The following is a 24,918-nucleotide window of genomic DNA, read 5'->3' as shown; positions in this document are numbered from 1 at the left end:
GCCCCCCCCGGGGCCCGGCCCCGTGGCGGCCGGGGGGGGGGGGCCCCCCGCCCGGGGGGGGGGGGGGGGGGCCCCCCCCCCACCGGCGTGTCAGTTGCCGCGGCCCCGGTCGTCCAGGACGAGCGGGGCGCGGCCCCGGACGGTGTAGCGGACGTGGGTGACGTCCGGGGTGTGCAGGACCCGGGTCGGCGTCAGCTCGATGCCTTCCTCGTGCCCCAGGCCGAGGTCGGCGTCGAGCAGCCGGAGGCCGTCGCCGAGCACGACCGGCACGATGTGGAGCTCCAGCTCGTCCAGCAGACCGGCGGCCAACACCTGGCGGACCAGCGTGCCGCCGCCTGCGACCGCGACGTCCTTGCCGCCTGCCGCGGCCTTCGCCTGCGCCACCGCGCTCTCGACGCCGTCGGTGACGTAGGTGAAGCTGGTGCCGCCCTTGCGCTCCAGGGTCCGGCGCGGCCGGTGGGTCACCACGAAGACCGGCGCGCGGAACGGCGGCTCCTCGCCCCACGGCACCTCGCCTCCGTCGGCCATGCGCCGGCCCATCACGTACGCGCCCGCGGCCTCGAAGCTCTCCCGGATGACGTCGGAGTTCACGTCCTCCTCGCCGCCCGCGAAGCCCTGCCGCTCCCGCCACGCCATCGCGCTGATCGCCCAGCGGGTGACGCGGAAGAACGCCGCGGCCTCCGCGGACGCCAACCAGTCGCCGTCGCCCTCGTGGCGCGGTCCGGCGTAGAAGCCGTCGAGGGACACCGACAGCTGCGCGGTCACCTTGGTCATGGCTGCGTTCCTTCCTCCCGGCGACGCCCGGTGGTGTCGCTCGGGAGGGGATCGGAGCCGGCGACGCGACTTCTACATCGGCGCGGAAGAATTTTCCGCGGCGGCGCAGCGGGCCGCTCGCAGGAGCAGGAACCGCTGCTCGGGGACGTTGCCCGCCAGCCGTGCGGCCTGCCGGAACGCCTCGCTCGCGCCCGTGCGGTCGCCGGCCCGTTCGAGCAGGTGCGCCCGCACGGCGAGCAGCCGGTGGTTGCCGGCCAGGACCCCTCGCTCCAGGTCCGCGACCACCTCCAGAGCGGCGGCCGGACCCCGCACCTCACCGAGGGCGACGGCCCGGTTCAGCGCGGTGACCGAGCTGGGCGCGAGGCGTTCCAGCACGTCGTACAGGGCGAGGATCTGCGGCCAGTCGGTGTCCTCCGCCGTGGCGGCCTCGCTGTGCACGGCCGCGATCGCCGCCTGAACCTGGTACGGGCCGACGGGGTGCGCGGCCAGGCTGCGGGTCACCAGCTCGGTCCCCTCGGCGATCGCCGCGCGGTCCCACCGCGACCGGTCCTGCTCGGCCAACGGGACCAGCACGCCGTCCGGGCCCGTGCGGGCAGCGCCACGGGCCTCGGTGAGCAGCATCAACGCCAGCAGGCCCGCCGTCTCGCCGTGGTCGGGCAGCCGGGCGTGCAGCTCACGGGTCAGCCGCACCGCCTGCCCGGTCAGGTCGGGACGGCGCAGCCGCGGACCCCCGCTGGCGCTGTAGCCCTCGTTGAACAGCAGGTAGAGCACGTGCAGCACGACCGCCAACGCCCGTTCGCGGTCGGCGGGCGGCTCGAACCGCGCGCCCGCCTCCAGCAGCCGCTGCTTGGCGCGGGAGATCCGCTGGCCCATCGTCTTGTCCGGCACCAGGAACGCGGCGGCGATCTCGGTGGTGGTCAGCCCGGCGACGGCCCGCAGCGTCAGCGCCATCTGGGACGGCGCGGTCAGCGCGGGGTGGCAGCACAGGAACAGCAGCTCCAACAGGTCGTCGCGCGCGGGTTCGGCGTCCGGCGGCGGCGCGAGCAGCTCGTCGCGCGGCACGGCGTCGAACAGCGCCTGCTCCCGGCGCTCCCGCGCGGCGTCGGAACGCACCAGGTCCACGTAGCGGCGTGCGGCGACCGTGGTGAGCCAGCCGAGGGGGTGTTCGGGGACGCCGTCGCGCGGCCACGTGTCGGCGGCGTTGATCAGCGCCTCCTGCACGGCGTCCTCGCAGCGCGCGAAGTCGCCGTGCCGGCGCACGAGGATGCCGAGCACCTGCGGCGTCAGCGTGCGCAGGACGTGCTCGACGGCGGTCAAAGGTCGTCGCCGCCGGGCCGCATCAGGGGCCACACCTCGAGACCGCCACCCAGGCCCCGGCTGTAGCGCAGGGCCGGGTAGGACCGCGCGATCTCCATCGCCCGCTGCTCGCTGTCGACGTCGACCACGAAGTACGAGCCGACGTACTCCTTGGCCTCCAGGTACGGGCCGTCGGTGACGACGGGCGCGTCGCCGACCACGCGCACCGACCGCGGGCGGGACACCAGGCCCTGCGAGTCGACCAGCTCGCCGGACTCCCGCAGGTCCGCGTTGAACGCGTCCACGTCGGCGACCAGCTTCGCGAACTCCTCCGCGTCCACGCTGTTCCACACCTGCTCGTTGCCGTAGATCAGCATCAGGTACTTCACCGCGTTGCCTCCCACCGTCGACTTCGGACGGTGGGGATTCTGCCGGCACTCCCCGGCTTTCGAAACTTTTGCGAAAGCCTATCGCGACTTCGGTGTTTCGAGTGCCGGTTGTCGGTCGCACCTGGTGAATCGGTGCAGCTCAGAGCTTCGTTGTGTTTCGCATGATTTCCGATAGTGTCGGGGCCGTGAGCGCGCTGAGGATCCTCGAACGCACGTGCCTCGTGCGCCGGGCGCGGAGTGACCGGCCGCTCCCTCCCGCCCCGCTGGTCGAGCTGGTCTTCCCGGCCCTCAACAGCGCGTGGGCCATGGAGGTGATGCGGGGCGTCGTCGACTCCGGGTTGGACGTGGTGCTGTCCTCGGCGGACGGCCGTGGCACGTCGTGGGCGGCCGACCTGGTCCGGGCGCGGCGCGCGGGCGTGCTGCTGGTGACCTGCCCGATCAGCGCGGCCGAGGAACGGGTGCTCGCGCGGGCGGGCGTGCCGCTGGTGCACATCGACCCGGTGGACGCGGCCACGCCGGACCTGCTGAGCGTCGCCGCCACCAACCGGGCGGGCGGCATCACGGCGGCGAAGCACCTGCTGTCGCTCGGGCACCGGCGGATCGGCGTCGTCGGCGGCCCGCGTGACGTGCTGTGCAGCCGTGCCCGCGTCGACGGCTACCGCTTCGCCCTCGGCCGGGCCGGCATCGCCCTCGACACCGCTTTGGTGCGGCACGGGGACTTCACCCGCGAGGGCGGACGGCGGGAGGCCGACGAGCTGCTGCGCCTGCCCGACCGGCCCACGGCGGTGTTCGCGGCCAACGACGAGCAGGCCCTCGGCGTGGTCGAGGCCGCCCGTGCCGCGGGCCTGTCGGTGCCCGGGGACCTCAGCGTCGTCGGCTTCGACGACCTCCCGGCGGCCCGCCGCTGCACCCCGGGCCTGACCACCGTCCGCCAACCGCTGGCCGCGATGGGCCTGCAGGCGGGCTGGATGCTGGCCGGCCTGATCGCCGGCCACCCGCCCGTGGCGGACCGGGTGGAGCTGGCCACCGACCTGGTCGTCCGCGACTCGACCGCCCCGCCAATCCCCTGGTGACGGGGCGGCGCCGCGTCAGCCCGTGGTCGTGGCCGTCGTGGGCGCGGTCGTCGTGGGCGCGGACGACGGCGTGACCGACGACGGTGGCGCGGTCGTGGTGGTGCTCGGCACGGCCGGCATCACGACGGTGAAGGGGACGCCCGGGACCTCGCGGCAGCCCGTCTCGTCGTGGACGACCTTGGGCCGGGGGTAGCGGTTGTCGTCGCGGCTCTCGCCTTCGCAGCCGTACCACGGCCCGTTGAGCGGGCGGCCGTTCTCGTCGTAGAGGTGGACGTCGGTGAGCGGCTTGCCGTCCTTGTCGAACACGTAGATGTTGTCCGGGGTCTGCGGCGCCGGGTTGTACGAGACCGGCGCGTTGACGACCGGGTAGATGTCGAACAGCGACACCATCTTGCCGCCGACGAGCAGCAGGACGCCGAGGGCGAACCCGGTCGCGGGCAGGCTGATCCACAGCCACCGGCGGTCGGTCCGCGCCTTCGGGCCGGCCACCAGCGACACCGCGGCCAGCGCCAGGGCCGGCAGGAAGGTGAGGTCCGACCGGTAGACCAGCACGCCGCCCAAGCCGATGAGCAGCGCGCGGATGATCCACCACACCGGCTGGACCGGGCGCAGCGACGCGAACCACGTGCGCAGGCCGGTCAGCTCGGTGCGGGCCAGCGAGTCCTTGACGGCCACGGCCTCCGGCAGCTTCGCGATCTCCGCCACCAGACCGCTCTGCCGGAACACCACGACGGTGGCGGCCGCGGCGCAGAGGCCGACGAGGAAGGCGGCCTCCAGGATGTGGCCGTCGGTGACGGCGAAGCCGAACGCCATGACCGTGGCGGCCAGCAGGCTCCACAGCGCGAACCTGGCCAGGACCGTCGGCCGGGCGCCGCCGCCCGCCGGCGAGGAGGGGGAGGGGTAGCCCGCCGCGACGCGCAGTTCCTCGGCGTACGCGCGCGGCGTGCCGAGCCGGTCGATCAGGGCGGCGGCCGAGAACTCGTCGCCCATCTCCTCGGCGACCTCGACCACGTGCGCCCCCGCGTCGTCCATGATCTCGGCGACCTCGGCGGGGGGCAGGTCGGACAGCGCGTCGCGCATGGCGTCCAGGTAGTGCTTGACCTCGGTGTTCGTCTGCGTGCTCATGCACCCTCCCCCAACAGGTCGTCCAACGTCCGCGCGAACGACTTCCAGGTCTTGCCGGATTCGAGCAGCCGTTCCCGGCCCGGCTCGTTGAGGCTGTAGTACTTGCGGTGCGGGCCCTCTTCGCTCGGCACGACGTACGACGTGAGCAGCCCGGCGTTGTAGAGCCGGCGCAGGGTGCCGTAGACCGACGCGTCGCCGACCCCGTCCAGGCCGCCCTGGCGGAGTCTGCGCAGCACGTCGTAGCCGTACCCGTCCTCCTTGCGCAGCACGGCAAGGACGGCGAGGTCCAGCACCCCCTTGAGCAGTTGGCTGGTGTCCATGCGCTTCTCCCCGGTGGTGTGCGGTGAAGGGTACTACGGAAAGCGCAGTACCGCGTACGAGGGGGTAGCAGTACGCGCGACCGGTGGCTCGCCTCGTGCCGACGGGGCCGTCCCGCGTGGACGGCCCCTTCGAACCCCGCTCAGGACTTGAGCACCGCCGTGCCGCCCGCCGGGACGACCAGCTCGGACTCGCACCGCTCTCCGGTGAGCAGCTCGGTACCGGACGCGGCCAGCCGCACCTCGGCTTCGCTGTGGTTGAGCACGAACAGGTACTCGGCGTCGGAGCCGCGGCGGCGCACCACCTCGACGTCGTGCGGCAGGTCGTCGCGGGCCTCGACGCCGGCGTCCGGGAAGACCTCGCGCAGCACCGCGTCGAGCGCCGCGCCGCGCAGCCGGGTCGAGACGTACCAGGCGGTGCCCTCGCCGAGGTGGTGGCGCGTCACCGCCGGTCCGCCCGCCGCCGGGCCGTCCAGGTACGAGCGCACGCTCTCCGCACCGGCCAGCCGGACGTGCTCGGCCCACACGTCACCGCGCAGCCCGCCGTCCAGCGAGACCTCCTCGCCGGAGCGCAGCGGGAGGAACTCCTCGACCTCCAGGCCGAGCACGTCGCGCAACGCGCCGGGGTGGGCGCCGGGGTGCACGGTGTCGTTGGCGTCGACGATGCCGGAGAAGTACGAGACGACGAGCGTGCCGCCGCCGGCCACGTAGTCGTGCAGCACCTGCGCCGCCGCCGTCGACATCAGGTACAGCGACGGCACCACCACGAGCCGGTAGCCGCCCAGGTCGGCCCCCGGCGCGACGAAGTCCACCGTCAGCCGGGCGTCCCACAGCTGCTCGTAGAACGCGCCGACCCGTTCCCGGTAGGACAGGTCGACCGACGGCCGCCAGTCCAGCTCCAGCGCCCACCACGACTCCCAGTCCCACAGCACGGCGACGTCGGCGCGCACCAGGCTGCCGCGCACCTCGTGCAGCGCGCCGAGGTCGCCGCCCAACCGCACGACCTCCTGCCACAGCCTGCTGCTCGTGCCGGCGTGGGGCAGCATCGCGGAGTGGAACTTCTCCGCGCCGAAGCGGGAAGCGCGCCACTGGAAGAACATCACCGCGTCCGCGCCGCGCGCCACGTGGGCCAGGCTGTTGCGGCGCATCTCGCCGGGCCGCTTGGCGATGTTGCGCGGCTGCCAGTTCACCGCGCCGGTGGAGTGCTCCATGAGCATCCACGGCCGCCCGCCCGCCACCGCGCGGGTCAGGTCCGCCGACATGGCCAGGTCGATGTGGTTGCGGTCGGCCTCCGCGGTCAGGTAGTGGTCGTTGGCCACCACGTCGACCTCGCGGCCCCAGCGCCAGTAGTCGATCGACTTGCAGTTGGTGGTCATGAAGTTCGTGGTCACGGGCACGGTCGACCGCTCGCGCAGGACGTCGCGCTCGGCCGTGTAGCAGGCCAGCAGCTCGTCCGAGCAGAACCGGGCGAAGTCGAGCTCGTGCGCCGGGTTGCCGGTGGTGCCGGACACGCGCGGCGGCTCGATCTCGGCCCACTCGCCGTAGCGCTGGCCCCAGAAGCTGGTGCCCCAGGCCGCGTTGAGCGCGTCGAGGTCGCCGTGCCGCTCGCGCAGCCACCGCCGGAACGCGGTGGCCGACTCGGGGCAGTAGCACGCGCCGACGGGTGCGCCGTACTCGTTGTGCACGTGCCACAGCGCCACGGCAGGGTGCGTGCCGTAGCGGTCGCCGAGCTGCCGGGTGATGGTCGCGGCGGCCCGGCGGTAGGCGGGCGCGCTCGGGCAGAACGTCGCGCGCGACCCGCGTTCCAGCTCCGTGCCGTCCCGGGTGACCGGCCGGATCTCCGGGTGCGCGCGGTAGAGCCACGCGGGCGGCACGACGGTCGGCGTGGCCAGGTTGACCGCGATGCCCGCGCCGTGCAGCAGGTCGAGCAGCCGGTCCAGCCAGCCGAAGTCGAACTCGCCGGGCCGCGGCTCCAGCGCCGCCCACGCGTGGATCGCGACGCTGACCAGGTTGACCCCGGCCTGCCGCATCAGCGCGACGTCCTCGACCCACACCTCCTCCGGCCACTGCTCGGGGTTGTAGTCCCCGCCGTAGACGAGCCCGTCCACGCCTACCGGCATCCGCGGCGCGAACGGGTCCTGCGCGGCCCGCTCGTCGGCCTGGCGAGGCACCACAAACGTCATGAACACTCCAGTGGATGTGAACGTGCACGGTCTGATCGCAGATTACGGTGCAGATAAGACAGGGTGTCAAGTGGTTGACAGGCGTGACGTCCGGACAACTACTGTGCACGTTCACAGCGCGGTTCTCGCTGGCAGCGGCGTCAGCGACGCGGAACCCCCGGAGACCTCATGCGACTCGACATCGCGAAGAAGGCCCTGGCACTCGGACTCGGCCTCACCCTGCTCGCCGGCTGCGGCGGTGGCGCCGAGGAGGCCGCCGACGGCCCCGTCGAACTGTCCTTCTGGGCTTGGGCGCCCGACATCGACAAGGTGGTCGACAAGTGGAACGCCGCCCACCCCGACACCAAGGTGGTGGTGAGCAAGCAGGCCCAGGGCGACGAGCTGGTGACCAAGCTCCTCACCGCGGCCAAGGGCGGCAACCCGCCTGACCTCGCGCAGGTGGAGTTCCAGTCGCTGCCGACCCTGGTCAGCAACGACGTGGTGGCGGACATCGCCGAGGGCGCGGCGGTGGCCAAGGACAAGTTCGCACCCGGTGTGTGGGACCAGGTGACGCTGGGCGGCGCCGGTGTCTACGCCGTGCCGCAGGACTCCGGGCCGATGATGTTCTACTACCGCGCCGACCTGTTCGAGCAGTACGGGCTCGAGGTGCCGACGACGTGGGACGAGTACGCGCGGACCGCCCGTGACCTGCGGGCCAAGGCGCCCGACAAGTTCCTCGGCACGTTCTCCTCCAACGACCCGGGCTGGTTCGCGGGCCTCGCGCAGCAGGCGGGCGCGTCGTGGTGGTCGGTCGACGGCGACACGTGGAAGGTCTCCGTGGACGACGCCGCGACGAAGAAGGTCGCGCAGTACTGGAGCGGCCTGGTGGCGGAGGGCGCGGTCGACAAGTCCCCGATGTACACGCCGGAGTGGAACAAGGCGCTCAACGACGGCGTGCAGATCGGCTGGCTGAGCGCGGTGTGGGCGCCGGGCGTGCTCAAGGGCAACGCGGAGAGCACGGCGGGCAAGTGGGCGATGGCCCCCATGCCGCAGTGGGACGCGTCGAAGCCGCGCACCGGCAACTGGGGCGGCTCGACCACGGCGGTGACCGCGGGGTCGAAGCACCAGAAGGCGGCCACCGAGTTCGCGGTGTGGCTGAACACCGACCCGACCGCCGTCGCGGCGCTGGTCACCCAGAGCGGCATCTACCCGGCGGCCACCTCGGCGCAGGAGGCCCTGACCAACCCGCCGGCGTTCTTCCCGAACCAGCCGGACTTCTACACCACGGCCGCGAAGATCGCCGCCACGTCGTCCGGCTTCACGTGGGGCCCGAACGTCAACGTCACCTACACCACGTACCGCAACGCGATGGCAGAGGCGATCAGCGGCGGCGCGGACCTGGTGCCGTCGTTGGCGAAGATGCAGAGCGCCACCGTGGACGACATGAAGGCCAACGGCTTCACCGTCGGCAACTAGGAGGGTGCGCCCGTGACGACGACACGCGTGTCCGGGCGGGGTGGTACGGCGCCGAGAGTGGCGCCGTACGCCTTCGTCGCGCCCGCGGTGGTGTTGTTCCTGCTGGTGTTCGCGCTGCCGATCGCCTACACCGTCTACCTGAGCCTGTTCCGCACCGAGGTCAAGGGGCTGGGGCTGGGCAGGGGCAGCCGGACCGAGGTCTTCGTCGGCCTGGACAACTACGTGCGCGCGCTCACCGACGCCGAACTCGGCGCGGGCGCGCTGCGGGTGCTCGGCTACGGCGCGATCCTGGTGCCGACGATGCTGGGGTTGGCCCTGGTGTTCGCGCTGCTGCTGGACGAGGACCGGGTGCGGGCCCGCGGGTTCAGCCGGATCGCGATCTTCCTGCCGTACGCCGTCCCCGTCGTGATCGCGTCGCTGCTGTGGGGGTTCCTGTACCTGCCGGGCACCAGCCCGTTCAACCAGGCGCTGCGCGCGCTGTCGCTGCCCGAGGTGGACCTGCTGTCGCCGACCGCCATCTACTTCGCGGTGGCAAACATCGCGGTGTGGGGCGGTGTCGGCTACAACATGGTCGTCCTCTACACCGCGTTGCGCTCGATCCCGCACGACCTGTACGAGGCGGCCCGCATCGACGGCTGCACGCCGTGGCAGGTCGCCGTGCGGATCAAGATCCCGCTGCTCGCGCCGGCGCTGGTGCTGACGTCGTTGTTCTCGATCATCGCGACGCTGCAGGTGTTCGCCGAGCCGACCACGCTGGCGCCGTTGACCAACTCGCTCTCGCTCACCTGGACGCCGTTGATGAAGGTCTACCAGGACGCGTTCGGCCGCGGTGACATCTACTCCGCCGCCGCGACGTCGGTGCTGATCGCCGTGGCGATGTTCGTGATCTCGTTCGTGCTGCTGCGGGTGACGCGGTCGCGGGCGTTCGGGGGTGAGCGGTGAGGGCGCGCTTGGGCGGGTTGCCGACGTTCGTGCTGCTGGTGGGTGCGGCGTACTGCCTGTTCCCGGTGGCGTGGGTGCTGATCGCCGCGACGAAGAGCACCGGCGAGCTGTTCTCCACGACGACCTTGTCGGTCGGGTCGTCCCTGATGTCGAACCTGGGCGAGCTCGGCTCCTACCGCGGCGGCGTGTTCTGGCAGTGGATGGCGAACTCCGCCCTGTACGCGGGCGTGGGCGCGCTGCTGTCCGCGGTGCTGTCCGGCGTCACGGGGTACGCGCTGGCCAAGTACGCGTTCCGGGGTCGGGCGTTGATCTTCAACGCGCTGATCGCGGGCGTGCTGGTGCCCGCCGTGGTGCTGGCCATCCCGCAGTACCTGCTGATGTCGAAGGTCGGCCTGACCGACACGTACCTGTCCGTGCTGCTGCCGAGCGTGATCAGCCCGTACGGCATCTACCTGGCGCGGATCTACGCCGCCGCGTCCGTGCCGGAGGACGTGGTGGAGGCGGCCCGCACGGACGGCGCGGGCGAGGTGCGGATCCTGGGCTCGATCGCGTTGCCGATGATGGTCCCGGGCCTGGTCACGGTGTTCCTGTTCCAGTTCGTGTCGATCTGGAACAACTTCATGCTGCCCTACATCATGCTCGGCGACGACGGGAAGTTCCCGGTCACGCTGGGGCTCTACACGATGCTCAAGCAGGGCAACACCACGCCCGCGCTGTACACCCTGGTCGTCACCGGTTCGCTGGTGTCGGTGGTGCCTCTGATCGCGCTGTTCCTCACCTTGCAGCGATACTGGCGCATCGACTTGCTCTCCGGAGCGGTGAAAGCATGAGGGAGTCATGAGCGGGAACAGGGCGCCGCGCAACCGGCCGACCATCCACGACGTGGCCGCCGCCGCCGGCGTGTCGCGCGGCACGGTGTCGCGCGCGCTCAACGGCGGGCGCAACGTCAGCCCGGCGGCGTTGGAGGCCGTGCTGAAGGCCGTGCGGACCACCGGGTACGTCGCCAACCCGGCCGCGCGCAGCCTCGTCACGCAGCGGGCGCACTCGGTGGCGTTCGTGCTCACCGAACCGCAGCAGCGGCTGTTCGAGGACCCGAACTTCAGCATCCTGCTCCAGGGCTGCACGCAGGAGCTCGCCGAACTCGACGTGCCGGTGTTGTTGATGACCGCCAGCACCGAGGTGGAGCGCAAGCGGACCAGCCGGTTCATCGCCGCGGGTCACGTGGACGGCGTGCTGCTGGTGTCGTCGCACACCGGCAACCCGCTGCTGGAGGAGCTGCGCGACTCGGGCATCCCCGTCGTGGCCTGCGGCAAGCCGATCGGGCACGAGGGACAGGTCGCCTACGCCGCGGCGGACGACCGTTCGGGGGCGCGCCAGATGGTGGAGCACCTCCGCTCGCGCGGGCGGCGGCGGATCGCCACCATCACCGGGCCGCCGGACACTCCCGGCGGCGTCGAGCGGCTCGCCGGCTACCGCGACGTGCTGGGTGCGGAGGCCACCTCGAACCTGATCGCGCACGGCGACTACAGCCGTGCCGGTGGTGAGGCGGCGATGGCCGAGCTGCTCTCGCGTGCGCCGGACCTGGACGCGGTGTTCGTCGCGTCCGACCTGATGGCGGCGGGTGCGCTGAACGTGCTGCACGACTCCGGCCGCCGCGTGCCCGACGACGTCGCCGTGGGCGGTTTCGACGACTCCAGCATCGCCACCTCCACCCGCCCCGCGCTGACGACGGTGCGGCAGCCGTTCCAGCGCATCACCCGCGAGATGGTGCGCCTGCTGCTGGAACAGATCCAAGGCGAACCACCGGCCGCTTCCATCCTGCCGACCGAACTGGTCGTCCGCTCCTCGACCTGACGATCGCGCCAGGTGTGCCGTGGTTCCTAGCGGGTCGACTCCAGCGCGCTGCGACGGGCGGTGACGTCGTCCGGGTCGTCGCCGAAGACCAGCAGTTGGAGGGTGCTGAGCACCGCCGGGTCGTCGGTGCGGGTGGTGTCGTGGCCGGAGGTGATGAGCACGCCGCCCGCGTTCAGCGCCGGTCGGACGTGGGCGAGCAGTGCGGCCAGTGGTGCGGCCGCGGTGAGCTTGACCGACTCGGCGTACCCGTCGAGGGCGTCGGGCCGGACCGACTGCAGGGCGAGCAGCGGGATCGAGCCGCTGGTGATCCGGAAGTTCAGGTCGAGCACGACCAGCCGGCCGTCGAGGGTCTCGGCGCAGTCCAGGCTGCACAGGCCGCGGTAGCCGACGTCGGCGGCGCGCTGGGTGATCGCGAGGCACTCCGCGAGCAGGTCGGCCGGCGGCTGCCTGACCAGGCCGAACCGGCCGCCGACGTAGACGCCGGTGTCGTCGACGCGCTGTTCGGTGACGGCGAGCAGGCGGGCGACGGCGTCCGGGCCGACGTAGAGCTGGATGCCCCAGTTGCGCGCGAGGGTGAGGTACTCCTCGATCACGAACTCGCCGAGCAGGTCGGTGAACGCCGGGAACTCGACCCGTTCGCCCGCCTCGTGCAGGTAGACGTCGAGGCTGCCGCCGTGCGCGTCGTTCGTGGCGGCCTTGAGGACCCAGGACTTCTCCGCCGGCGCCGCTTCGGCGAGGTCCGCGCGAGTGACGAGGCTGCGGCGGGCGTGGAAGCGCGGTGCGACGAACGTGCTGATGGTGGCCTTGTTGTTCAGGTAGCCGACGAGGTGACCGGTCTTGACCACGCGTTCGTCGGGGTACCGCGCGGTGGGGTGCGGGTACTCCATCGAGATCAGCAGGCCGTCGGCCATCGCCTCGGTGACGCGGGCGGCGAACCCGGCTTCGTCGCGGAAGTCGCGCAGGTCGTCCCCGACCGGCAGCCCGCCGTCGCGCAGGCGCGCCAGCAGCTCCGGGTCCGTGCCGCCCGCGCTGCAGATCACCGGCGCGTCGCCGGCGACCGCGATCGGGCGGGCGGAGAGCGCGTCGACGGTGCTGCGGTGCCGGTTGGCGGCGGTCATGGCCGGACGTGCGCAGACGGCGACGCCGGGGCCGTAGACATCGGTGAGCGCGCGAGGCGCGCCGACTGCCGGCGGCAGCGGTGTGGAGATGCTGATGACGTGCTCCGTGGGGGTGAGTCGGGACGGCCACGCACGGCCAACACGGTGGTGTGGACGTCATGCCGTAAGGCGGAGCGAGAGCGGTGAAGACGTGCCGTGCGCGCGAGGCGGCGTCCACTGTCGGCCCCGTCGATACTCGGGAAACCGGAAACGTGAGCCGTGGGCGAGCAGCCCGGATGCGGGCTGTGTCCCCCCAGCGTCTCACGCCACCCCCACCACCCCCAAACGCGCGTCCCGCGAGAGTCCTACGTCCAAGCGGCGAGAGTCCTACACCCACGACACCTGAATTCAACGCTCAGCCGACGTGCCGCTGGCCGTGAGCGTTGAATTCGGGGTGCGTGAACGTAGGACTCTCGAGCTCTGGACGTAGGACTCTCGGTTAGTGGGGGGTGAAGGTCAGGCAGAGGTGGAGGGGGTGTTCGCCCCACGTGTTCATCGCGTACATGGCCAGGAGGCCGCCCGACTCGACCGACTCACGCGTCGCCGGCACGTCGAGGGAGGCCTGGCCGAGCCACATCGGCGTGCCCGGGGGTGGGGTGGGCGCGGTCCGGGCGATCGAGACCGGGTGGCCCTCCTGCTCCTGCACGGCCAGCAGCACGTACGGCTCGGTCAGGTCCGCCGTGTGCCTGCCCGGCTCCACGGTGACGTACTCGCCCCGCTCCGCCGCCGCCCCGCTCACCCGGCCGATCCAGCGGAACGCCTCCAGCAGCGTGTCGGTGGTCAACGCCTCGTGCGCCTCCAGCCCGGTCACCCTGGTCAGCCCCACCACGCCGCCGGCGATCCCACCGTCCTCGGAGCGGTACCGGTCGAGCAGCATGATCGTGCCCGACGCCTCGTCCAGCGCCACCAGGTCGCGGAACCGCCGGTCGGTCAACGGCGTGCGCGCCAGTGCGCCGAGGGCCAGCTTCTCCAGCACCGCCTCCGGCTCCGCCATCCGCCAGAACGTGCACTCGTCGTCGATCCACAACGGCAGGTAACCGCCGATCGGCAGACCGGGCACGACCATCGTCACCGTCGAACCGACCTCCGGGCCGGGAGCCGGAACCGGAGCGGCACCGGGCTGGAACGGCGCGAGCGCGGCGAACGCCGGGTCGACGCGCGCGGTGCGGATGACGTGGTGCGCCCACCTCCGCACACGCGTCAACGGGTGGTCGGCGAACTGCGCGTCGTAACGCGGGTCGTCGCCCTTGTGGAACGGCAACCGCCCCTCCACCTCGGGCGCGTACGGGTGCGGCATCACCCAGCCGTCGAACCCGAGCTGCGCCACCAGCACCGCCTCGCGCACCCCGGTCGTCCCCCGCTCCGCCGCCTGGAGCTTCAGCACGGCGCTGCTGCCGGCCCTGGGCACGGTGAACGAGCCGATGAACACCTGGCCCGACGGCTGGTCCGGCAGCGGCACCTTCACCACCTGGAACAACGCGGGCACGTCACCGAGCCGCACGTGGTGCGCCTCGATCAGGCAGCCGACGACGCCGGTGGTCACGGCCAGGTCGTGCCGCAGCTTTGGCATCTCGTCCAACGACGCGGGCAGGTCGGGCGCCAGGTCGAAGTACGTGAGGCTGACCTGGTCGCCATTCGCGGGGTTCACCCAGGTGGTCTGGTCGTGCTGCTGGAAGCCGGTCGTGTCGAATGCGATAGGCACCCGCCGACCCTAGGGGGTGACACCCGACCGGGCACGACGCTCACTGGTTCAGGTACTCCAGCACCGCCCGGACGCGACGGTGGGTGTTGTCCGCGGGCGGCAGGTCCAGCTTGGTCAGGATGTTGCCGATGTGCTTCTCCACCGACGGCGGCGCGAGCACGAGCTCGGTGCAGATGGCCGAGTTGGACAGCCCCTGCGCCACCAGCGCCAGGACCTCCCGCTCACGCGCGGTCAAGGCGGTGATCCGCTGGTCACGGGTGTTGCGGGCGAACAGCTGGCGGATCACCTCCGGGTCCATCGCGGTGCCGCCGGCGGCCACCCGGTCCAGCGCGTCCAGGAACTCGTCCAACGCCGTCACGCGGTCCTTGAGCAGGTAGCCGATCGCGCCGTTGCCGTCGGCCAGCAGCTCGGTCGCGTACGTGCGCTCGACGTACTGCGACAGGATCAGGATCGGTGCCTTCGGGTCCTGCCTGCGCACGGACAACGCGGCGCGCAGCCCTTCGTCCCGGAAACCCGGCGGCAACCTGACGTCCACAATGGACAGATCCGGCCGGTGTTCGAGCACGGCCCGTTCCAGGTCCGGCGCGTTGTCCACGGCCGCGACCACGGTGTGCCCGGTGTCGGTCAGCATCCGCACCAGGCCGTCGCGGAGCAGCAGCAGGTCTTCGGCGATCACGATGCGCATGGGAACTCCGCGAGGACGGTGGTGGGCCCACCGGGTGGACTGGTGACCTCCATCGTGCCGTCCAACGCCTCGACCCGACGCCGCAACCCGTCCAAACCGGAGCCGGAGGAATCGGCGCCCCCGCACCCGTCGTCCCGCACGACCAGCGCCAGCACCCCGTCCGACCGCGTCAGCGTGATCACGCACTCGTCCGCGTCCGCGTGCTTCACCGCGTTCGCCAACGCCTCCGCGACCACGAAGTACGCCGCCGACTCCACCGCCGCCGGCAGCTCGCCCAACTCCGACGCGTCCACCACGACCGCCAACGGCGCGTCACCGGCCAACGCCGTCAACGCCGCCACCAGCCCCCGGTCGGTCAGGATCGGCGGGTAGATCCCGCGCACGAGCCGCCGCAACTCGGCGAGCGCCTCGTCCAACTGCCGCCGCGCGCTCACCACGTCCGCCCGCGCCGGGTCCTCCGCCAACCCGGACGCGCGCAGCTTCCGATCCGCCAACGCCAGCGTCATGCCCGCCGCCACGATCCGGGCCTGCGCGCCGTCGTGCAGGTCCCGTTCGATCCGCTGCAACTCGGCGGCCTGCGCGTCCACCACCCGCAACCGCGTCGCCCGCAACGCGCTGACCTGCTGCCGCAACCGCGCCCGCGGTCCGGCCTCCAGCAACCGCGCCGCCACGGACGCCTGCACCCGTGACACCGCCGCGACCAGCCACCACACCGGCCACGCCGCCACCAGCGCCACCGAGGTCAGCACGAACCGCCCGCCGACGGTGTTGAACAGCCAATCCGCGACCGGGTACAGGTGGGGGTTCGGCACGGCCCACAGCCACAGCGGCGCGAGCACCGTGCCCAGCCAGACCACCCCGGCGACCACGCCGACCACCCCGGTCACCAGGCCCACCGGGAACCCCGCCAGCAGCCACGCCAGGTCACGCCACGTCCCCGGCTCGCGGAGCACCGAACGCCCGCGCGTCCACGGGTTCCCGCCGGTCACGGGCCCGTACGGGTCGCCGATCGCCCTCCCCAGCACCCACCCGGCCCGCCACCGCTCCAGCCGCGCGATCCGCCGGCTCACCCACGTCGCCACCAGGAACACCGGCGGCCCCAGGTACGTGAACGACAGCAGACCGCCGGCCACCGTCGTGACCACCGCCCAGACGAACGACGCGGGCCCGATCACCAGCCCGGTCGCCAGGTGCGCCAGTCCTCTGGCCGCTCGCGAAAACACCTGGTCAACCTAGCTGAGGCAGGGCGCGCAGCCGGACCACCAGACGTGCGGGCACCGCAGCGGCCACCAGGCCGAGCACCCCGACACCCGCCACCATCCCGAAGTACCGCACGGGATCGGCGAACAACCGCCACCGCCCGTCCTGCGCCACGCTGAACGCGCCGACCACCACCCCGCTGATCACGCAGCCGAGCACCAACGCGACCACCACCGTGATCAACGCCTCCCAGTCGAGCAACCGGTGCAGCTGCCGCGAGGTGGCGCCGGCCAACCGCAACTCGCCGAACTCCCGCCGCCGCGCCCCGGTGGCGACGGCGAACGTGTTGACCACCGCGATCGCGGTGAACCCCGACGACACGGCCACCATCAACTCCCACGCCGCCTGCTGGTTCTGCACCTCCGCGAGACCACCCGCACCGACCGCCACCGGGAACCCGGCCAGATCCGGCTCGCCACGCAGGTAGACCGCCCCGACCAGCCCGCGCGGATCGTGCGCCGCCACCAATTCCGCGTCCAGCACCAGGTCACCGAACCCGCGCCAGTTCGAGAACACCGCCACCACCACCAACGCCACCCGCGTGCCGTCCGCCAACCAGAACGACGGCCGATCACCAACCGTCCACCCCCGCTGCTCGGCCAACGGCCCACTGACCGCCACCGAATCGGCCGAAAGCCTCAACTCGCCCTCGACCACCCCCAGGTCCAACGCGGACTCACCGGCCAACCGCAACCCTTGCGCCGGGTAGTCCTCCGGCTTGCCCTCCTGATCCACCACCACCCTCGTGCCGACGGTGAGCGCCGACCCCGTCACCGCCGGCAACGCCGCCACCTGCTCCGCGGTCGCCATCGGCAACCCGGGCGCGTTCGTCGCCATGACCCGCACGGTCGCCGGCGCCGTGCGCGCCGCCTCCTGCTCAGCCGTCACCACACCGAGCACATCGCCGTTGATCAGCATCGTCGCGTTGATCGCGAACATCAGCGTCAACGGGATCGCCACCCCCACCACCCGCCGCCCCTCGGCCCGCGTCATCGCGCCGGCCACCCGACCGACCACACCCGCCAACCCGACGGCCCGCGACACCACCGCCGTGACCCCACCGACCACCACCGGCCCCGACGCGGCCACCGCGCACAACAGCAGCGCACACGACACGAACCCCATGCCCATGCCCAACGGACCACCCAACGGCACCAGGACCAACACCGCCACCGCACCCAACGCCAGCACGACCGCCGCCACCACCCTCGGCACCGGACTGCCACCACCGGCCGTCACCGTCTCGCGCAACGCCTGCGTCGGCGCGATCCGCACCGCCCGCCGCGCGGCCACCGACGTCGCTCCCAGCGTCACCACCAACCCGACCACCGCCGCCGCGATCAGCACCACCACGTTGACCGCCACCGCGAACTGCGCCGGCACCGCACCCAACTCGCGGAACCGACCGGCCACCACCCGCGCCACCACCACACCGACCGGCAACGCCGGCACCGTCGCCACCACGGTGACCAACGCGACCTCCAAGCGCAACAGACGCCTCAACTGCCGCGGCGTCGCACCGGCCGTCCGCAACAACGCCAACTCCCGCAACCGCTGCCGCACCGCCAACGACACCGTCCCGGTCAGCACGAACACCGCCGCGAACCCCGTGATGCCCAACACGAACCCGAAGATCGAGATCGCCCCGACGTAATCGGGCACCGCGCCAGGCAGGTCACCGTTCACCTTCCCAGCCCCGCTGAACACCCCAACCCCAAGTTCCTCCAACGCGGCAACGACACCACTCAACTCCGCCCCCTCGGCCAACCGCACCGCGACCGCCGTGGGCCCACCCAACCCGGACCACTCGGCCACCTGCCCGTCGGCCACGAACACCGCCGCCTGCCCCGGCACACCACCGGTCACCAAACCCGCCACCCGCACGTCCCGCGCACCCGTCCGCGTCGTCAGCCGCACGGTCTGCCCCACCACCAACCCCAACTCCGACCCCACCACCACCTCACCGTCCGCAGGCTGAACCCCCTCCCGCAACACGTAAGGCGTCAATGCCGCCGAAACCCACCCGTGCGCCACCACCGCCGCCCGCTCGGGCGCCCGCACCGCAACGCCTCCGACGTCCAACGCCACCGGAAACGCCACATCCGCCACCACTTCTCCAACACCGGGCGTAGCGGCCACCGACCTCACCAACTCCCCGGACAACACCCCCGCACCGGTCAGCCGCTCGGTCTTGGTCTTCACCTTGAGCTCGTCACCCTTGTCCACCTCCGTCGTCAACTCGACCGACCGCTCCGCCGCCACCACCACGTCCACCCCGGCGAACCGATCCCCACCGGGCCCCGCCGTCAACACCGAGTACAGCAACAGCCCACTGCCCGAGATCAACGCGACCGCCAGGAACGCCGTCAGGAACGTCCCGACGAACGCCCCCACCCGCCGCCGCACGCTCGTCGCCGCCAGCTTCAGCATCATCGGGTCAGCTCCGTCATCCGAGCCGCAACCCGCTCCGCCGTCGGCCGGACCAACTCACCCGCGAGCCTGCCGTCCGCCAAGAACACCACCCGATCCGCCCACGCCGCCGCAGCCGGGTCGTGCGTCACCATCACCACCGTCGCCGAGGAAGAGTCGACGAAACCCCGCAACAACCCGAGCACCTCACGCCCCGTCGCCAAGTCCAAAGCCCCCGTCGGCTCATCACCGAAGATCACCTCGGGCCGCCCCGCCAACGCCCGCGCCAACGCCACCCGCTGCTGCTGCCCACCGGACAACTCCCCAGGCCGTGACCTCTCGCGCCCACCGAGCCCGACCTTCTCCAACACCTCCCGGGCCCAAGCCTTGTCCGGCCGCCTCCCCGCGAACCTCTGCGGCAACAACACGTTGTCCCACACCGACAACGCGTCCACCAGGTTGAACGACTGGAACACGAACCCGACGTGCCGCCTCCGCACCGCCGTCAACCTGGGCTCCCGCAACGCGCCGACATCCTGCCCCGCCAGCACCACGCGCCCACCGTCCGGCAAGTCCAACCCGGCCGCGCAGTGCAGCAACGTCGACTTCCCCGACCCGGACGGCCCCATGACCGCCGTGAACGACCCCCGACCAAACCCGACGGAAACCCCGTCAAGCGCCCGAACGCGCCCCGAGTACACCTTCGTCACATCGGTCAACGACACAACATCCCGCACCAGATCCATGCCGCAAACCCTGCCGCCGCCGCCCTCCAAACCCCACCGTGCAACCTCGGATCTCCACGGTATGGCCACCCCTACCCCCGCCCTCCCCGCACCCGCCCCCACACCCCCCTCCCCCCCCCCCCACTGCCACCTCCGCCCTCCCAACAGAAGGGCTTCGTGTCATCCCGCCGACCTGGCTCCGCCCTACCGCGCGTGTCAAGGGGGCCGTTCACCGATACCTGTCGGCGTCCACTGATGACCGCCCCCTTGATACGTGTGGTAGCCCGTAGGGAGGTCGGTGGGATGACACGAAACCCGACCAACAACGGACCCGGCGCATAACTTCCCACCAGGGTCATCCTGCTGATCTGCCCGTCCGGCGAGGACGCTTCAAATTCCCCAGCCCCTGATCCGCGAGGTGAACTCGCGATAACGTGTCCGGATCGGATGGTCGACGCGATACGGGACGGTGACCCGCCCGAGTCTTATCTCTCCAACCTGCACACCTACGTGTCACGGCTGCGCGAACGGCTGCCCGGCCTGCGGATCGACCACATCGACGGCCAGTACTTCCTGCGCGTCGGGCCGCGGCGAGGTCGACCTGCTCGTGTTCCGGGCCAAGGTCGACGCCGCACGCCGCGGCGAGCACGCCCTCGCCGCCGACCTCTACCGCAGCGCGCCGGCGCTGTGGCAGGCCGAGGACGAACCCCGCCGTGCCCAGCCGTTGCGAGGAGCCGGCTGATCGGCGGCGGCACTGGCGGATAGGAGGCCTGCCGGCACATGCGTTCTTTTCTCTTCCTGAATTGCCTGAATTGCGGGATGTGTGCGCCGAGCGAGCCGCGGCTCACCGGAAATGCGCGTCGTGGCACCGTTCTCCGTTTCGAGGAACGGCGGGCAAATGACGCACGGGGCGTCGGCGTCGCATAGCCTCGCACGCGTCACCAAACGCCCCGCACACACTCCGTGCACAGTTCAGGAGGTCCGGCTCACCGAGCCGTGGGGTATTCGTAGCCCGCCGGCCGGTCCACCTGCGGCAGGTCGTGGCCCAGCCGGTCGCGCTTCGCGGTCAGGTAGCCGATGTTGTGCGGGTTGGGCCGCATCAGGTGCGGCACGCGGGCCGCGACCTCGATGCCGTTGGCCTCCAACGCCTCGATCTTGTCCGGGTTGTTCGACATCAACCGCACGGACGTGACGCGCAGGTGCTTCAGCACGCGCGCGGCCGGTGAGTAGTCCCGGACGTCGACCGGGAGCCCGAGCGTGGTCGCGGAGTCGAGCGTGTCCAGGCCCTGCTCGTCCTGCAGCACGTGCGTGCGCACCTTCGCCACCAGGCCGATGCCGCGCCCCTCGTGACCGCGCAGGTAGATCAGGATGCCGCTGCCCTCGGCCACGATCCGGTCCAGCGCGGCGTCGAGCTGGTCGCCGCACTCGCAGCGCATCGCGCCGAAGATGTCGCCGGTCATGCACTCGGAGTGCACGCGGACCAGCACGTTCTCGCGCAGCGCCGTCCTGCCGTAGACGAGCGCCATGTGCTCGTGCCCGTCGGCCCGGAACGCCACCGCGCGGAACGTGCCGCGCCGCGTCACCAGGTCCGACTCCGCCAGGTCCTCGTCGTTGAAGGCTTCTTCGCGCATCCGGCTCCCTCGTCACCCGAACCCGACACCGGCGAGGAGGTCACTACGCTCGGCCGGTAGTTGCACCGTAGCTCGCTCACTCGGCGGAGGTCACCCTGTTCAGCATCACCGTCCGCGATCACGTGATGATCGCCCACAGCTTCCGCGGCGAGGTCTTCGGGCCGGCCCAGCGCCTGCACGGTGCGACGTTCGTGGTGGACGCGAGGTTCAAGCGGCCGGAGCTCGACGCCGACAACATCGTGGTCGACATCGGACTCGCCACGGAGCGGCTGCGGGCCGTCCTCGGTGAGTTCAACTACCGCAACCTGGACGACGTGCCGGAGTTCGCCGGGATCAACACGTCGACCGAGTTCCTGGCCAAGCACATCGCCGACAAGCTGGCGGAGGCCGTGCACGCCGGTTCGCTCGGCGAGGGCGCGCGGGGGCTGTCCGGCATCGAGGTCTCGCTGCACGAGTCGCACGTCGCGTGGGCGAGCTACGAACGCCCGCTGTGACGGTCCACTTCGTCCTGCCCGGTGGCGTGGACGACCCGGCGTCACCGAGCGGCGGCAACGTCTACGACCGGCGGGTGATCCGAGCCCTCCCCTCGGTGCGCGAGATCGAGGTGCCCGGTTCGTGGCCTCAGCCCCGGGGGGCCGCCCGCTCGGCGTTGAGCCGGGCGTTGGGCGGGATCCCGGACGGTTCGGTCGTCGTGCTCGACGGGCTGGTGGCGTGCGGTGTGCCGGAGGTCGTCGTGCCGCACGCCGATCGGCTGCGGCTGGTGGTCCTGGTGCACCTGCCGCTGGCCGACGAGACGGGCCTGTCACCGACCCTGGCCGCCCGGCTCGACACCGCCGAGCGGCAGGTGCTCCGGGCCGCGCACGCCGTCGTGGCCACCAGCCCGTCGGCCGCTCGGCGGCTCACCTCGCACCACGGGTTGGCCCGGGTCCACGTCGTCGTGCCCGGCACGGACCCCGCGCCCTTGGCCACCGGCACGGACGGCGTGTCCCGGCTGCTCTGCGTCGCTTCGCTCACGCCGCGCAAGGGGCACGACGTGCTGGTGCGCGCGCTGGCTTCGGTGGCCGACCTGCCGTGGAGCTGCGCGTTCGTCGGGCCGGTGCGGTCGCCGGTCCGCGACCTGGTCGACCGGCACGGGCTGGGTTCGCGGGTCGAGCTGCGCGGTCCCCTCAGCGGCCCGGCGCTCGACCGCGCGTACGCGACCGCGGACCTGTTCGTGCTGGCGTCGTTGGCCGAGACGTACGGGATGGTGGTGACCGAGGCGCTGGCGCGGGGCGTGCCGGTGGTGGCCAGCTCCGTGCCGGACGCGCTCGGCGCCGGCGGCGTGCTGCTGCCCGCGGGTGACGTGCCGGGGTTCTCCGAAGCCCTGCGGCGGTGGCTGACCGATGACGGGTGGCGGCGTGAGCTGCGCGGGCGTGCGGCGGCACGTCGGCGCGAGTTGTCCACATGGGACGAAACGGCCGTTCGGCTGGCGGAGGTGCTGGCTAGTCTGCGGCCATGAGCACCTTCGCACCGGAATGGCTGTCACTGCGCGAGAAGGCCGACGCGGAGGCCCGCGCGGTGGACCTGGTCGACCGGCTCCTGAAGATCGATCTGAACCGGGACCCCCTCGTGGTGCGTGATCTCGGGTGTGGAACGGGATCGTTGGGACGATGGCTCGCCGGCCGGTTGGGCGGTCCGCAGCACTGGGTGCTGCACGACCGCGACCCCCGGCTGCTCAGCATCGCGGCGGCGACCGTGAGCGGGGTGACGATCGAGACGCACGAGGGCGACCTCACCGGGTTGACCGGTGCGGACTTCGCCGGGACGTCGCTGGTCACCGCGTCGGCGCTGCTGGACCTGCTGACCGCCGACGAGGTGGACGCCCTGGCCGGCGCGTGCGTCGACGCGGGGTGCCCGGCGCTGTTCACGCTGTCGGTGGCGGGTCGGGTGGAGTTCGAGCCTGCCGAGTCGCTGGACGGGGACTTCGCCGCGGCGTTCAACGCGCACCAGCGGCGGGTGGTCGACGGGCGTCGGCTGCTGGGGCCGGATGCGGTCGCAGCCATCTCGGAGGCGTTCGAACGGCGGGGCGCGGAGGTGACGGCGAGCCCGAGCCCGTGGCGGCTCGGGCCCGAGCAGGCCGCGCTGGCGGGGGAGTGGCTGCGCGGCTGGGTGGAGGCGGCGGTGGAGCAGGAACCGGAGCTGGCCGCCGACGCGCCCGCCTACCTGCGGCGCAAGCTGGACAACGGCCGCCGCGTGGTGGTGCACCACACGGATCTGTTGGCGGTACCCCGATGACGCGGCCCGGCGTGGTTGGTGGGTCCGGCGGGGTCGAGCCTGGCGTGGTTGGGCCTGGCGTGGTGGGCGCCGCCGGCGCTCCAGCGGCGGCCGGTCGACGGGTGGTCGGGCGACCGTCGGTGAAGCGCGCGTGGCCCTGGCTGCGGCTCGCGGCGGCGGTCGCCATCCTGGTGGCCCTTGGCCGGCGGCTCGGCGCCGACGCGTTCGTGGACGGCCTGCGCGCGGTCGACGGCGGGGCGGTCGCCGCCGCGTTGGGCATCGGGCTGCTGACCACCGTGACCAGCGCCTGGCGGTGGTGCCTCATCGCCCGCCGCCTCGGCCTGCCGCTCACCCTCCCCGCCGCCGTGTCCGACTACTACCGCGGCCTGTTCCTCAACGCCGTGCTCCCGGCCGGAGTCCTCGGCGACGTCCACCGGGCCGTGAGCCACGGCCGGCGGGCCGGCGACGTCGGGCGCGGCGTCCGGGCGGTCGTGTTCGAGCGCGGCGCCGGACAGGCGGTGCTGGTCGCCGTCGGCGTCACCGTCCTGGTCACCGGGTCCCTTCCCGTCGAGCTGCCGGTCGCGGGCCTGCTGACCGGCCTCGCCCTCGTCGCGCTCACCACTCTCTCCCCGACGGTCCGCCGAGCGGCGCGGACCACGTGGGCCGATGCCCGCACCGGCCTGGTGAACCGCGAGGTCCTGCCCAAGGTCGCCCTGCTGTCGGTGGTGACGCTGGCCGGGCACGTGGCGCTGTTCGTGGTGGCGGCCAAGGCCGCCGGCGTGCAAGCGCCGACCACCAGCCTGCTCCCGCTGATCGTGCTCGCCCTGCTGGTGATGGCAGTCCCGCTGAACGTCGGCGGCTTCGGGCCGCGCGAGGCGTTCCTGGCGGTGGCGTTCGGGGCGGCCGGCCTGGGTGCCGCGCAAGGGGTAACGACCGGTGTCGTCTACGGCGTGCTGGCGCTGATCGGCAGCCTGCCCGGCGTCCTCTCCTCGATACCCGGGTCAGAACACCGACAGGTACGGCCCGAACGACTCGACCAGCGCCGCGAGCACGTCCCGGCCCTTGTCGGCTGACGCCAGCGACGGCCGCCCGATCACCCCCGACGACGTGTACGGCGCGAGCCCCAGCGTGAGCATGTGCGGCCGGTCGTCCGCCAGGTGGTCGCTCGTCTCGTACCCGGGTCTCACCAGCTCAGGGTGGGCGTGCAGGAGGATGGACGTCTCCAGCTCACCCGCGTGCATGTCGCCGCGCGACGACGTCTCGACCCCGGCGGCGGTGCGTGCCGCGGCCCAGTCGCCGCTGCCGGGGAACAGCGCCATCCCCTCCGACTCCTGCACCACGTTCGACAGCACGTAGTTGCCGCCGTGCCCGCTGACCAGCACCAGGTTCGGCACGCCCGACCGCCGCAACGAGTCCGCCACGTCGCGCACCACCGCGTACAGCGTGCGCGCCGAGATGCTCACCGTGCCCGGCCACGCGGCGTGCTCCTGCGAGCACGAGATCGTGATCGGGGGCAGCAGCTGCACGGGGTGCGCGTCGGCGATCGCCCGCGCGATCGTGCAGGCGACCACCGTGTCCGTGGCCAGCGGCAGGTACGGGCCGTGCTGCTCGTGGCTGCCGATCGGCAGCACCGCCACGGTCGCCGCACGCGCACGCACGTCTTCGGTGGTGTCAGGCAGGTACATGCC

Annotated in this window: 24 protein-coding genes; 10 read left to right on the top strand and 14 right to left on the bottom strand. The window is 72.3% G+C overall.

Annotation, left to right across the window (positions count from 1 at the left end; genetic code table 11):
• Window positions 1–90 precede the first annotated feature (90 nt).
• The 3 genes from LNK82_RS07175 to LNK82_RS07165 all read right to left on the bottom strand — a co-directional run bounded on the left by LNK82_RS07175 (window position 91) and on the right by LNK82_RS07165 (window position 2,459).
• Window positions 91–774: a dihydrofolate reductase family protein gene (locus LNK82_RS07175; RefSeq protein ID WP_230566131.1), complete on the bottom strand. Its 684-nt coding sequence runs from the start codon at window positions 772–774 to the stop codon at window positions 91–93.
• A 72-nt stretch (window positions 775–846) separates the two neighbouring features.
• Window positions 847–2,091, bottom strand: a complete 1,245-nt coding sequence (locus LNK82_RS07170) for an RNA polymerase sigma factor (protein ID WP_230566130.1) — start codon at window positions 2,089–2,091, stop codon at window positions 847–849.
• Window positions 2,088–2,459, bottom strand: coding sequence for a YciI family protein (locus LNK82_RS07165; RefSeq protein ID WP_230566129.1), 372 nt, complete (start codon window positions 2,457–2,459; stop codon window positions 2,088–2,090). Before LNK82_RS07165 ends, LNK82_RS07170 begins: the two co-directional genes overlap by 4 nt.
• A 185-nt stretch (window positions 2,460–2,644) precedes the next feature.
• Here LNK82_RS07165 and LNK82_RS07160 point away from each other — a divergent pair, with 185 nt between their 5' ends.
• Window positions 2,645–3,532, top strand: coding sequence for a substrate-binding domain-containing protein (locus LNK82_RS07160; protein ID WP_230566128.1), 888 nt, complete (start codon window positions 2,645–2,647; stop codon window positions 3,530–3,532).
• A gap of 15 nt (window positions 3,533–3,547) precedes the next feature.
• Here the strand turns inward: LNK82_RS07160 and LNK82_RS07155 are convergent, their stop codons facing one another.
• From LNK82_RS07155 to LNK82_RS07145, 3 genes are all read right to left on the bottom strand, one after another.
• Entirely contained in the window at window positions 3,548–4,657 is a 1,110-nt protein-coding gene (locus LNK82_RS07155; RefSeq protein WP_230566127.1) for an HAAS signaling domain-containing protein, read from the bottom strand.
• The gene (locus tag LNK82_RS07150; RefSeq protein WP_123743866.1) at window positions 4,654–4,977 is read right to left on the bottom strand and encodes a PadR family transcriptional regulator; all 324 of its coding nucleotides are present in this window, start codon (window positions 4,975–4,977) and stop codon (window positions 4,654–4,656) included. Before LNK82_RS07150 ends, LNK82_RS07155 begins: the two co-directional genes overlap by 4 nt.
• Before the next feature lie 140 nt (window positions 4,978–5,117).
• Complete coding sequence (locus LNK82_RS07145) at window positions 5,118–7,157, bottom strand: beta-galactosidase (protein ID WP_230566126.1); 2,040 nt, start codon at window positions 7,155–7,157, stop codon at window positions 5,118–5,120.
• Between the two features lie 168 nt (window positions 7,158–7,325).
• On the opposite strand from LNK82_RS07145, the gene LNK82_RS07140 reads away from it, so the two are divergent.
• Genes LNK82_RS07140 through LNK82_RS07125 form a run of 4 tightly spaced genes read left to right on the top strand, consistent with a single transcriptional unit; the run spans window position 7,326 to window position 11,408 of the window.
• Window positions 7,326–8,612 (top strand): ABC transporter substrate-binding protein, encoded by a 1,287-nt coding sequence (locus LNK82_RS07140; RefSeq protein WP_230566125.1) that lies wholly within the window; start codon window positions 7,326–7,328, stop codon window positions 8,610–8,612.
• A 12-nt stretch (window positions 8,613–8,624) separates the two neighbouring features.
• Window positions 8,625–9,554, top strand: a complete 930-nt coding sequence (locus LNK82_RS07135; RefSeq protein WP_230566124.1) for a carbohydrate ABC transporter permease — start codon at window positions 8,625–8,627, stop codon at window positions 9,552–9,554.
• The gene (locus LNK82_RS07130) at window positions 9,551–10,384 is read left to right on the top strand and encodes a carbohydrate ABC transporter permease (RefSeq protein WP_230566123.1); all 834 of its coding nucleotides are present in this window, start codon (window positions 9,551–9,553) and stop codon (window positions 10,382–10,384) included. Before LNK82_RS07135 ends, LNK82_RS07130 begins: the two co-directional genes overlap by 4 nt.
• A gap of 7 nt (window positions 10,385–10,391) precedes the next feature.
• Window positions 10,392–11,408, top strand: coding sequence for a LacI family DNA-binding transcriptional regulator (locus LNK82_RS07125; RefSeq protein ID WP_230566122.1), 1,017 nt, complete (start codon window positions 10,392–10,394; stop codon window positions 11,406–11,408).
• 26 nt (window positions 11,409–11,434) lie between these two features.
• On the opposite strand, the gene LNK82_RS07120 is transcribed toward LNK82_RS07125, so the two are convergent.
• The 6 genes from LNK82_RS07120 to LNK82_RS07095 all read right to left on the bottom strand — a co-directional run bounded on the left by LNK82_RS07120 (window position 11,435) and on the right by LNK82_RS07095 (window position 19,367).
• Window positions 11,435–12,604: a hypothetical protein gene (locus LNK82_RS07120; RefSeq protein WP_504947122.1), complete on the bottom strand. Its 1,170-nt coding sequence runs from the start codon at window positions 12,602–12,604 to the stop codon at window positions 11,435–11,437.
• A 400-nt stretch (window positions 12,605–13,004) separates the two neighbouring features.
• Window positions 13,005–14,267, bottom strand: coding sequence for a hypothetical protein (locus tag LNK82_RS07115; RefSeq protein ID WP_230566120.1), 1,263 nt, complete (start codon window positions 14,265–14,267; stop codon window positions 13,005–13,007).
• A gap of 40 nt (window positions 14,268–14,307) precedes the next feature.
• Window positions 14,308–14,952, bottom strand: coding sequence for a response regulator transcription factor (locus LNK82_RS07110; RefSeq protein WP_230566119.1), 645 nt, complete (start codon window positions 14,950–14,952; stop codon window positions 14,308–14,310).
• Window positions 14,940–16,175 (bottom strand): sensor histidine kinase, encoded by a 1,236-nt coding sequence (locus LNK82_RS07105; RefSeq protein ID WP_230566118.1) that lies wholly within the window; start codon window positions 16,173–16,175, stop codon window positions 14,940–14,942. The genes LNK82_RS07110 and LNK82_RS07105 overlap by 13 nt, the downstream gene beginning before the upstream one ends.
• 4 nt (window positions 16,176–16,179) lie before the next feature.
• Window positions 16,180–18,645, bottom strand: coding sequence for an ABC transporter permease (locus tag LNK82_RS46630; RefSeq protein WP_268995874.1), 2,466 nt, complete (start codon window positions 18,643–18,645; stop codon window positions 16,180–16,182).
• On the bottom strand, window positions 18,642–19,367 hold the full coding sequence (locus LNK82_RS07095; RefSeq protein WP_230566117.1) for an ABC transporter ATP-binding protein: 726 nt from the start codon (window positions 19,365–19,367) through the stop codon (window positions 18,642–18,644). Before LNK82_RS07095 ends, LNK82_RS46630 begins: the two co-directional genes overlap by 4 nt.
• 586 nt (window positions 19,368–19,953) lie before the next feature.
• On the opposite strand from LNK82_RS07095, the gene LNK82_RS46625 reads away from it, so the two are divergent.
• A complete protein-coding gene (locus LNK82_RS46625; RefSeq protein ID WP_268995873.1) occupies window positions 19,954–20,088 on the top strand; it encodes a hypothetical protein in 135 nt (44 codons plus the stop codon).
• Between the two features lie 244 nt (window positions 20,089–20,332).
• Here LNK82_RS46625 and LNK82_RS07090 read toward each other — a convergent pair whose 3' ends face one another.
• Complete coding sequence (locus tag LNK82_RS07090; protein ID WP_230566116.1) at window positions 20,333–20,977, bottom strand: GTP cyclohydrolase II; 645 nt, start codon at window positions 20,975–20,977, stop codon at window positions 20,333–20,335.
• A gap of 95 nt (window positions 20,978–21,072) precedes the next feature.
• Between LNK82_RS07090 and LNK82_RS07085 the strand changes: the two genes are divergently transcribed.
• The 4 genes from LNK82_RS07085 (at window position 21,073) to LNK82_RS07070 (ending at window position 24,303) form a co-directional block, all read left to right on the top strand.
• Window positions 21,073–21,471 carry a 6-pyruvoyl trahydropterin synthase family protein gene (locus LNK82_RS07085; RefSeq protein WP_230566177.1) on the top strand — a complete coding sequence of 133 codons (399 nt, stop codon included), beginning with the start codon at window positions 21,073–21,075 and terminating at the stop codon, window positions 21,469–21,471.
• A complete protein-coding gene (locus tag LNK82_RS07080) occupies window positions 21,468–22,475 on the top strand; it encodes a glycosyltransferase family 4 protein (protein ID WP_230566115.1) in 1,008 nt (335 codons plus the stop codon). The genes LNK82_RS07085 and LNK82_RS07080 overlap by 4 nt, the downstream gene beginning before the upstream one ends.
• A complete protein-coding gene (locus tag LNK82_RS07075) occupies window positions 22,472–23,251 on the top strand; it encodes a class I SAM-dependent methyltransferase (RefSeq protein WP_230566114.1) in 780 nt (259 codons plus the stop codon). The genes LNK82_RS07080 and LNK82_RS07075 overlap by 4 nt, the downstream gene beginning before the upstream one ends.
• Window positions 23,252–23,370: 119 nt before the next feature.
• Window positions 23,371–24,303, top strand: coding sequence for a lysylphosphatidylglycerol synthase transmembrane domain-containing protein (locus LNK82_RS07070; RefSeq protein ID WP_230566113.1), 933 nt, complete (start codon window positions 23,371–23,373; stop codon window positions 24,301–24,303).
• Here LNK82_RS07070 and LNK82_RS07065 read toward each other — a convergent pair.
• Window positions 24,232–24,915 (bottom strand): creatininase family protein, encoded by a 684-nt coding sequence (locus tag LNK82_RS07065; RefSeq protein ID WP_230566112.1) that lies wholly within the window; start codon window positions 24,913–24,915, stop codon window positions 24,232–24,234. The genes LNK82_RS07070 and LNK82_RS07065 overlap by 72 nt on opposite strands.
• Window positions 24,916–24,918: the final 3 nt, after the last annotated feature.

It is taken from the genome of Saccharothrix luteola (assembly GCF_020859565.1).
GTDB classification, from domain to species: domain Bacteria; phylum Actinomycetota; class Actinomycetes; order Mycobacteriales; family Pseudonocardiaceae; genus Actinosynnema; species Actinosynnema luteola.
This window is presented reverse-complemented; position numbering and strand designations above follow the sequence as displayed.